Source organism: Hominimerdicola alba (genome assembly GCF_900112155.1).
Lineage (GTDB): Bacteria > Bacillota > Clostridia > Oscillospirales > Ruminococcaceae > Hominimerdicola > Hominimerdicola alba_D.
In genome coordinates this window covers 1-9,135 of sequence record NZ_FOKQ01000072.1, presented here as the reverse complement: position 1 = coordinate 9,135, position 9,135 = coordinate 1, and the positions used below count along the sequence as shown (strand labels likewise).

11 protein-coding genes and 1 pseudogene are annotated in these 9,135 nt (G+C 37.3%); 10 read left to right on the top strand and 2 right to left on the bottom strand.

Going from position 1 to position 9,135, the window contains the following annotated elements:
* From BM265_RS20300 to BM265_RS18845, 5 genes are all read left to right on the top strand, one after another.
* The coding region (locus tag BM265_RS20300) for an FtsX-like permease family protein (RefSeq protein WP_177219646.1) at positions 1-813 on the top strand (813 nt) is incomplete at its 5' end.
* Positions 806-1,459 (top strand): ABC transporter ATP-binding protein, encoded by a 654-nt coding sequence (locus BM265_RS18860; RefSeq protein WP_074963470.1) that lies wholly within the window; start codon positions 806-808, stop codon positions 1,457-1,459. The genes BM265_RS20300 and BM265_RS18860, both read left to right, overlap by 8 nt.
* A 416-nt stretch (positions 1,460-1,875) precedes the next feature.
* On the top strand, positions 1,876-2,454 hold the full coding sequence (locus tag BM265_RS18855) for an RICIN domain-containing protein (RefSeq protein ID WP_074963469.1): 579 nt from the start codon (positions 1,876-1,878) through the stop codon (positions 2,452-2,454).
* Positions 2,455-2,863: 409 nt separating this feature from the next.
* The gene (locus tag BM265_RS18850; protein ID WP_074963468.1) at positions 2,864-4,399 is read left to right on the top strand and encodes a BspA family leucine-rich repeat surface protein; all 1,536 of its coding nucleotides are present in this window, start codon (positions 2,864-2,866) and stop codon (positions 4,397-4,399) included.
* A gap of 400 nt (positions 4,400-4,799) precedes the next feature.
* On the top strand, positions 4,800-5,189 hold the full coding sequence (locus BM265_RS18845; protein ID WP_074963467.1) for a helix-turn-helix transcriptional regulator: 390 nt from the start codon (positions 4,800-4,802) through the stop codon (positions 5,187-5,189).
* A gap of 22 nt (positions 5,190-5,211) precedes the next feature.
* Here the strand turns inward: BM265_RS18845 and BM265_RS18840 are convergent, their stop codons facing one another.
* Positions 5,212-5,625 carry a hypothetical protein gene (locus BM265_RS18840; RefSeq protein WP_207647018.1) on the bottom strand — a complete coding sequence of 138 codons (414 nt, stop codon included), beginning with the start codon at positions 5,623-5,625 and terminating at the stop codon, positions 5,212-5,214.
* Between the two features lie 393 nt (positions 5,626-6,018).
* On the opposite strand from BM265_RS18840, the gene BM265_RS21150 reads away from it, so the two are divergent.
* The 5 genes from BM265_RS21150 to tnpB all read left to right on the top strand — a co-directional run bounded on the left by BM265_RS21150 (position 6,019) and on the right by tnpB (position 8,924).
* Positions 6,019-6,108, top strand: coding sequence for a transposase (locus BM265_RS21150; RefSeq protein WP_242837767.1), 90 nt, complete (start codon positions 6,019-6,021; stop codon positions 6,106-6,108).
* Positions 6,109-6,126: 18 nt separating this feature from the next.
* Entirely contained in the window at positions 6,127-7,452 is a 1,326-nt protein-coding gene (locus BM265_RS18835; protein ID WP_074963466.1) for an IS200/IS605 family element transposase accessory protein TnpB, read from the top strand.
* Positions 7,453-8,000: 548 nt separating this feature from the next.
* A complete protein-coding gene (locus tag BM265_RS18830) occupies positions 8,001-8,183 on the top strand; it encodes a hypothetical protein (RefSeq protein WP_024855849.1) in 183 nt (60 codons plus the stop codon).
* 151 nt (positions 8,184-8,334) lie between these two features.
* Entirely contained in the window at positions 8,335-8,652 is a 318-nt protein-coding gene (tnpA, locus tag BM265_RS18825; RefSeq protein WP_074963465.1) for an IS66 family insertion sequence element accessory protein TnpA, read from the top strand.
* Complete coding sequence (gene tnpB / locus BM265_RS19890; protein WP_074963464.1) at positions 8,646-8,924, top strand: IS66 family insertion sequence element accessory protein TnpB; 279 nt, start codon at positions 8,646-8,648, stop codon at positions 8,922-8,924. Before tnpA ends, tnpB begins: the two co-directional genes overlap by 7 nt.
* 4 nt (positions 8,925-8,928) lie before the next feature.
* Here tnpB and BM265_RS20480 read toward each other — a convergent pair.
* Positions 8,929-9,135: pseudogene (locus BM265_RS20480) on the bottom strand (integrase); the annotation flags it as partial.

The following is a 9,135-nucleotide window of genomic DNA, read 5'->3' as shown; positions in this document are numbered from 1 at the left end:
GGAAGTAATCCTGAAGATTTAGACTATACACCCCAAAACGGAAAAATAGTAGAATATATGTATCTTGGTTCGTATTATTCTGAAATTCCTATTGGTTCGAAATATGAGACGAAAGAGACAATATTTATAGTTGCAGGAATTCTGGACAGTTCTCAAAGATGGATAAACGAAACGCTCTTATATGGATTTGATCTTAATACTATGGATTATACAATTGATTGTAAAAGTTGCATACTATCCTTTTATGATGGTCCTCCAAGTTCATCGGATATGTGGGTATGCGCTTCAGATGATTATAATACAGATCAGGTGATAGATGTCGTATACAGATTAGCTGACAAATACAATGCAGAAGTACGATATACTACTTTAAGAACATCCTACGAACGTGCTGCAAAAGACTGGATCGTATTGAACAATATTCTTTCAAAACTTATCGTAATAGTGTGTTTTTCTTGCTTTTTAATGCTGCTATGCTATCAAACATACAGACTGTTGATTATGAAAAAGGAAATAGGGATATTGCTTTCTGTTGGATTTGAAATTACAGTTATTAGTAAATCCTTGATATTAAGTAATATAATATTGTCGCTTGTATCTTTCCTAATATCCTTGCCGCTTAGCTTATTCGTTGTTAAATGGTGGTTTCAAGCCAATAATATGATGGAGGTAGTGAATAAGATACTTATAAAATATTCGTATCCAATCTCACTTGTTGTTATAATATGTGTGATCGCGATTTCTTCCGTATTACTTATTAAGTTGCTAAATAAACTTACACCGGTCGAAATGATTGGAGGACAAAATGATTGAGCTTGTTGATGTAAAAAAAGATTATGGTAAAGGTGATTATTGCACTCATGCTTTACAGGGGATCACCTTGAGCGTAGAAAAAGGAGAGTATGTTGCAATTGTTGGAACTTCCGGCTCTGGAAAATCAACACTTCTTCATATAATGGGCGGTATGGATCAGCTCACATCCGGCGTGTATCGCTATAATGATGAGGTTGTTTCAGATTATTCGTTAGCTAAATTGCAAGATTTTAGAAAAAGGAATATAAGCTTCGTGTTTCAGAATTTTGCTCTCATGAATAAGTACACTGTATATGAAAATGTTGAAATGCCATTGTTGGCTCGAAAAGAAAAGGGCCGTAAAAAGGTTGTAATGGACTGTCTTGAAAGGGTAGGAATAGAAAACCTGAAGAACAAATTGCCTACACAACTGTCGGGCGGGCAGCAACAGCGATGTGCCATTGCAAGAGCATTGGCAGCAGATACCCCAATAATACTCGCTGATGAACCAACCGGCGCACTTGATAATAAAACAAGTACAGAGATCATGTCATGTTTTTCAGAGATTCACGAAGCTGGACATACGGTTATTATAATTACTCATGATATGAGTGTGGCTAGCAAGTGTCAGAGAATTGTGCGTATTGAAGACGGGAAAATAATCTGATTAAAATTGCGTTTATGTGATATGAATTTCGAAAATGGAGCGTCTTCTTGTTCTTTGAGGCTTGACAATCTTTTGTGATTGTGGTATACTGTATTCGTTTCATTTTAACCTAAGAGTCTTTCGCATTGCTAATGCGGGGGCTCTTATTCTTTGTCGAGCTTTAAAAATAGCCATATTGTACCGCGAAATAGTGAATAATTTGGTGTTTGAAAGTCTGACGATCGACCAGTCGAAAGCAATCCTAGACGGAAAAGCAGGATCGATTTATTGATTCAAAACCTACTGCAAGTAAGCTTGAAGCTAATACTAAAAATATTCCTACAGGAGATAGCATTACATTTACTGCATCTTCTGATACAGCGACGTCTTATACTATAGGTATCGATAAGAGCGGTAAAAGATGGAAAACTGCCAAAATGCCTAATGGTAAGCTCACTGTTGGCTTTAACGAAGAAGGAAGTTACACTGCATATGTAACAGCATCTAACTCGGCAGGAGGTCTCGACAGTGCTAAGATATCCTTTACTGTTAAGAAATATAATGCTCCTGATCTTCAGACTGGAGCAATATATACGATACATCCTAAAGGAGTAAATCTCTATATAGCTTCAAGCGGTACCAAGAATCTGTCTAACGTCTGCCTCAGTAACAAGGTTAATAATTCCTCTAAGTGGAAATTAATGTACGATAATAATAAGAAGGCCTACTATTTTGTAAATATATCAAGTAATCGCGTGCTCGATATAAATGGAAGTAGTGTTAAGAATGGTGGGGGACAGAACGTTCAAATCTATGATAAGAATGGATGTTCTACAGAATTTTTCGATTTAGTCAAGAATAGTGATGGTACATATATAATTAGGATTCACACAAATAAGAATGTATGTATCGATTGCAAGGGTACAATCAGTACTCTCAAAAATTCGTCAAATGTGTGGACCTATGTTATCAACCACGATAACACACAAAAATTTGTGTTCGCAAAAGTTAATTAGATTAACTAAACAGTACACTTAAAATACGTTAGTTATTTCATAAGGCGGCTCATCTGAGCCGCCTATTACTTTGTTAGTCCGACATGGGCTAATTCTAACAGGTAATAGTCCCGATTTTGTATATGACAAAATCATTTTGCTTAATATCGTAAGCATAACCCCCTCTGTTCCTTAATGTATGATAAACTCCAAGCAACATCATGAAGTAAATTGGACATTCCAAATTAAACCATGGAGTTTATTGGAGTACCTTAGAAAAGGTATTAAATGGATTCTTTTGATTTTTTGCTGTTTAACAAGGAAAATAGAACAATAATACTATTGACAGTTGTATAAGAGTGTGATAAAATATTTGAGATAATTAAATATTTTAATGTATTTAACTCGTATAATTTAGGAGGTCATATTTATGCAGATTAAAAAAGTATTAGCAGTAGTAATGTCACTTTGTATGACAGCAGGTGTTGTCAGCTATGGTGCACCTGTAATAACACAGAGCATAACAGCTGAGGCGGCTGATACAATTGAGGGAAGCTGCTATTCTTTCAACGAAGAAACAGGCGAACTTACTCTCAAGGGAGAGATTGACAGACGTACAATAAGGAATTTCTCACACAAGTATTATGTTACATCTATTTTTGCAGAAGAAGGAACGGTTTTCCCCGAAAACTGCTATGATATGTTTTCACTTTACGAAAATTGTACTACTATAGACCTGTCAAATGTAGATACAAGCAATGTTACCAATATGAGTTCTATGTTCCATTGGTGTAAAAGCCTGACCACACTTGATCTGAGCGGATTCGATACAAGCAATGTTACTACTATGAAAGAGATGTTCGATGGGTGTTACAGTCTTATTACGCTTGACTTAAGTGCATTTGATACAAGTAACGTTACAACTATGTATTCCATGTTTTATGATTGTACCGGTCTTACAGAACTTGATATCAGTTCATTTGACACGAGCAACGTTACAGAGATGGGTTCTATGTTTAAAGAGTGTAATAATCTTACCTCACTTGACGTAAGTGGATTTGATACAAGCAATGTTACTAATATGTCATATATGTTCTGGAATTGCAGCGCTCTGACCGAGCTTGATGTAAGTGCATTTGACACAAGCAATGTTATATATACTGCTTTTATGTTCCATGGCTGTTCAGGTTTAACGGCCCTTGATCTTAGCTCGTTCAATACAAGCAATGTTATTAGTATGAGTGAAATGTTCCTATCCTGTTCAAATTTGACCACGCTTGATCTAAGCAATTTTGATACAAGCAATGTCATAAACATGGCTTGTATGTTCTACAAGTGTTCCAGCCTGACCACACTTGATGTAAGCAGTTTTGATACAAGCAAGGCTTTTTATATGGATTATATGTTCAATGATTGTAATAGTCTGAAGTCACTTGACTTAAGTAGCTTTGATACGAGCAAGGTCACAGACTTCAACAATATGTTCGCTGGTTGTACAGATCTGAAAGCTATTACTCTAGGTGAAAATTTCAAAAATATAAAAGAATCAGCTACACTTTACAATGGTGAAGGCTGGGTAAACGCCAAAGCACCAAAAACTGTTATCAGTGGTGACGGTGAATTTGCAGAGATTGAAAACAGCGGCAAGAACACCTACAAGCGCTTACCTATCGAAGAAGAAACAAAGCCCACCTACCCCACAAACATAAAGGTAGAATACAGCGAGAAATACCACCAGGTAAGATTTACTTGGGATAAGGTCGAAGGTGCTGACAGATACGGTATAGCTGTATATCTGGCAGGTAAGTGGAGAGTTCAGACGAAGAATATAACCGACACTACCTATACTTCTCCCAAGAATCTTACACCCGGCATGACATACAAAGTAGCTATCGTAGCAAGAGTAAACGGTACTTGGGATACAGCAAACGCTATCAAACATGCTGTTACTGTTACTATAAAGTAATCAGCTAAAATTAGATTTGATATAATATACGTAAAACGGATAGTCTGTTGGTATTTGACGGCTATTCGTTTTAATTATGTAAGTTAATGTTAACAGAGAACGCGGGCAGGGGAGTGCCTTAAAAGTGGGATAAAATATTTAGTCTTTCCTTACGCAGCATGAAACCAAAGAAATATCGACAAAACAAACAAAATATGGTATAATAAAAGTGCAAGGAAAGTAAGCAAAACGAGAAAAAAGCTTTCACTTTTGTGCCATGTTGTGTCTTGCTCCCCTAGGGCAATTCCGGCGGTTTCCTTTTGATATTATAATTGTTTTTTTGAAAAAAATAAAAACAATCTGCTTTTTTATTTTTCTCTAAATAATCTGCTATAATTATAATATGAGGAAGGTGATAAGTATGAAAATTAAAAGTACCGAACCAACAATAGCAGGTAGTCTTTTAATACAATTTGCAAAGGATAGAAAGATTTCTGTCAAAGAGCTTGCAGAACGTACAGGATTGTCATACTCTCACGTCGTTAATATTCTTAACGGAAGTAGAGATATTACTCCTAAAAACGAAAAAAAATTGTGTTTAGCTCTAAAGCTGAATAAAGAGGAACAATATGCTCTGAAAGAAGCTATTTTTATCTCAAATAAGGATATAGTCATTTCCACAAAAAATAAAAGAGATTATGTACTAAAGTTATTGTACTGGGTAACAGTAAAAAGCAATACTCTATCATTATCGCAAGTCGAAAAATGTATAGACATTGTTAGGTACGGAAAACATCTGGAAAAAGATTAAAAAGAGATGTGTGACGGTCTTTTTAGTAGTATTTGAAAGAATTTATCACATTTTGAATAGTTACTGCAAGCTCAGAAGTAACATCTTCTTCGGTGTCAAATGATAAAGTATACTCATAACTGTTGTTAATAATTATATACTGCTGTAGATTTATCTTTTTTCCATTCAGTAAGTATTCTCCTGTAATAGATATTTTTTGTCCGTCATTATTAAAATTAGTAAGCATAAAATCAGGCTTAGACTGCGATATATAGGTTATATAATCAATTTGAGATATATTTTCCAGTGAAGCAGCAGCTTCATTGACAGTTTCAGAAAAAGATGCAGAGCCATCCTGATTTGTCATGTATATAGCGCTTCCGGATTCTCCGTAATTCCATCCTTCCGGGAAGCCAAACTCATAATTTCCGCTTGAAACGTATATTGGAACGATCACAGATGGAATAGGGTCAGATTTTATCCAATCGAAGGAATTGACGATTTTGCCGCCGCACGCTCGTGACTTTAGTCATGAGTTAGGCGGCATTTCTTGACATTCTGTTGTGCATTGTCGAGGGTATGTATATTCATTGTAATACCATATCGTAAGAGCTACCAAATACAGGAAGTCCTGATCATATACTTCGTCTTGTAAACTGTAAGCCTCAATTAAGAATGTCAGATACTATAATTCTTAAGTGAAAGACAGCTAAGTGAGTAAGATCAGCTGTCTTTCTGCTTCTTAGATCAAAAAAATCATTAAATTTTGATTGTGTCACGCGTGACACAATCACAGCAAAACTTTTAAGTATATATAATTTTTTATTCTTAAATAAATCTGCTATAATATATATGGAATCCATCGTATTTTGTAGCAACTGTAAGCGACAGAAGTCTTAAACAGGTAACAGATTACATTAATTCTCAAAAAACCAAGTAGAAGGAGGGAGTCTGCAGTATGCAGATATATACGACTTACAGCGTTAAGATAAAGCATTACAACAACATCTTTAAAGATACCGTTATCGAATACAGACATGCTGTAGATTACCTTATCAGCGTTTGTCTGGATCATTGGGATAACATTGTTACATTCAAAGGGGTGAGTAGACTCACATATATTGAAACGCTGATCCATGCTACAAAAGATAATCCCGATCCAATTTATGATTTTGATGCCAAATTCTATAAGATGCCAAGCTATCTGCGCCGTGGTGCTATTAACGAGGCTATAGGCAAGGTATCATCTTACAAAAGCAATCACGATAACTGGGTTAATAATCCATTTGGAAGAGAACCATCATTTCCAAAAGCAGGATATACATTCCCGTCTATGTACCGTACAGTAATGTACAATCAGACCGGTGATTATACTGCCCAGATCAAAGTCTATACCCGTAATACATGGGACTGGATAACTATAAACCTTAAAAAGTCTGATATGGATTATATATACAGACATTGCAGTTTTCGCAAGCAATGCGCTCCAACACTTCAAAAACGAGGCAAGGAGTGGTTTTTGGACTTTCCGTTTGAGGAAAAGGTCAAACTTGCAGATATATCTGTGTATGAACAGACTATTGTTGCTGTAGATCTTGGTATCAACACTGCCGTTACGGTTTCCGTAATGCGTTCAGATGGCACTATTCTTGGAAGGCATTTTTGTAAGCTTCCCAAAGAAACAGACCATCTGATGCATTGTGTTAACCGTATAAAAAAAGCTCAGCAGCATGGTAACTATAAAACACCAAGGCTTTGGGCAAAAGCCAAAGGAATCAATTACGACATTGCCACTAAAACTGCTGCCTGCATCGTAGATATAGCCGTTCTTTATAATGCAGATGTTATTGTATTTGAGCATTTAGACAAGAACGGTAAGGCCCGCGGTTCTAAAAATCAGAAGCTCAAGCTGTGGCGCAGTCAGGAAGTACAGTCTATTGTAACGAATAAAGCTCACAGACAAGGTATGAGAGTAAGCCATATCTGTGCATGGAATACGTCACGCCTTGCCTACGATGGCAGTGGTTTTGTACTTCGTGGTAAATTCGGTGGTTTCAATACCTATGAGCTATGCAAATTACAAAATGGCAAGACCTACAACTGTGATCTATCTGCTTCGTATAATATAGGGGCAAGATACTTCATACGTGAAATATTAAAATCCTTGGATGAGAATTCAAGGTTGCTCATTGAGGCAAAAGTCCCTCAATGCAGTAAGAGAAGCACCTGCACGTTCTCTACCTTAGTTAACCTGAATGCGGAGATCATTGCTCAAACAGCATAATTTTCTGAGTTCAGGCTGTATGGTAGAAACGTAGTCCGCCCACCTAAAGTGGGCGTGTCCGCTAGGACACTATTGGAAGCACGCGACTTTAGTCGTGTGAGGCTTCACAATATACTTCAAAGTTTTATTCATCTGCTTATCGTTATAGTATTTTACGTCAACGATAAACCGAATTTGAATCCCACTTAATAAAATCGTCCAAATGAGTCATTACTGAATCTTTAGGTCCTGGTGCAGTCGGCAACCCGAATTCACTTAATACATCATAGTTCTTTCTTCTATATGGTTTTTATAAATCCAAACATATGAACAATCGACATTATCGTCATTTTCAGACTTCGATTGCGCTGAAAATACTGATAGTTCATAAGACAACAAACACAAACCATAGAATAAACAGTCATATTCTATTTAACTCATTTGTGAATTTATGCGGAATCATGATAATATCACGTACAATTTTCTTATATAATAGTTTTAGAGCAAAGCCAATGATTGTATATCAATGATAGGCTTTTAGCTTGAAAACGAAAAGAAAAGGTGATAGCATGAAAATCGTATTACATTATCCCACTTCGGCTGAGGGTATCAGGCAGCTTCAAACGACTGTTGCCGAGTGCCACGCTAAGATTATCACGGCTCACATTGATGCACTGCCTGTTTCAAAAGAAAAGAAGAAACAACTGCTTGATATGGTGATAGAAAATATCGCATCGCAGAAAAACGATTGACCGCAAAGACGTAAGCGTATAACCCCCAGCACCTACCCCACCGAAGTCTAATAAAGTATAATAAACTCCAAGGAACACCATGAAGTAAATTGAATAATCCGAATTGATCCATGGAGTTCATTGGAGTCGATCAGACAAGGAGGTAACAGGTATGGACAAAACAACATCCATCACAACAATCAAAAAAGAAATGCAGCTTCAGGAATGGTCTGCGCAGATCAAAGCACAGCAGGCAAGCTGTCTGACGATCCGGGAATGGTGCAAAGAAAATGGGATCAAGCCAAACACGTATTACAACCGCCTAAGAAAAGTGCGTGAAAAGTATATCGAAAATTCTCCGGCCATCGTTCCTGTATCAGTTCCTTGCTCAAACGAAAATATCCGCATTGAGAAAAACGGACTTCAAAGATCTCTTCCGGCAGATATATCTGCGGACACTCTGACCGCTTTGGTTCATGAGCTATGCTGAATGATCTGGTAGCGGACGCACATGTCTATCTTGTTACGGGATACACCGACCTTCGACGCGGGATAGACGGACTTGCGACTATCGTTCAGGCTCAGCTTCGACTTGACCCGTTCTCGAAAGCATTGTTTTTGTTCTGCGGCAGACGTTGTGACCGCATCAAAGGTCTGCTGTGGGAGGGCTTATCCGCAGGTTTTTGTTATCCGAACATTTTTGTGGAACAAGGCTTGATGCTGATGATCAAGCCTTGTTCCTTCAAAAAAATATGCGGATAAAAATTTACCTCAAGCCGCAAAGCCGTGCAAATTCATCCTCGTCATCGGGCCATTCTGGTACCTCATTGCCAGAAGATATTACAGGGTTCCCTATTTCCATGGCCTTGCGTTTTTGTTCCAAAGATGGAAATGCGTAATGGTCCTTCGTGGTCTGGATGCTCGAATGCCCCATTGCCACAGCAATCGTCTCTATTGCCACTCCATCACGATA

Excerpts from the sequence above, each read along its gene's own strand:
- BM265_RS18860 (WP_074963470.1), top strand. The coding sequence starts at position 806 with ATGATTGAGCTTGTTGATGTAAAAAAAGATTATGGTAAAGGTGATTAT.
- BM265_RS18855 (WP_074963469.1), top strand. The coding sequence starts at position 1,876 with ATGCCTAATGGTAAGCTCACTGTTGGCTTTAACGAAGAAGGAAGTTAC.
- BM265_RS18850 (WP_074963468.1), top strand. The coding sequence starts at position 2,864 with ATGCAGATTAAAAAAGTATTAGCAGTAGTAATGTCACTTTGTATGACA.
- BM265_RS18845 (WP_074963467.1), top strand. The coding sequence starts at position 4,800 with ATGAAAATTAAAAGTACCGAACCAACAATAGCAGGTAGTCTTTTAATA.
- BM265_RS18835 (WP_074963466.1), top strand. The coding sequence starts at position 6,127 with ATGCAGATATATACGACTTACAGCGTTAAGATAAAGCATTACAACAAC.
- BM265_RS18830 (WP_024855849.1), top strand. The coding sequence starts at position 8,001 with ATGAAAATCGTATTACATTATCCCACTTCGGCTGAGGGTATCAGGCAG.
- tnpA (WP_074963465.1), top strand. The coding sequence starts at position 8,335 with ATGGACAAAACAACATCCATCACAACAATCAAAAAAGAAATGCAGCTT.
- tnpB (WP_074963464.1), top strand. The coding sequence starts at position 8,646 with ATGCTGAATGATCTGGTAGCGGACGCACATGTCTATCTTGTTACGGGA.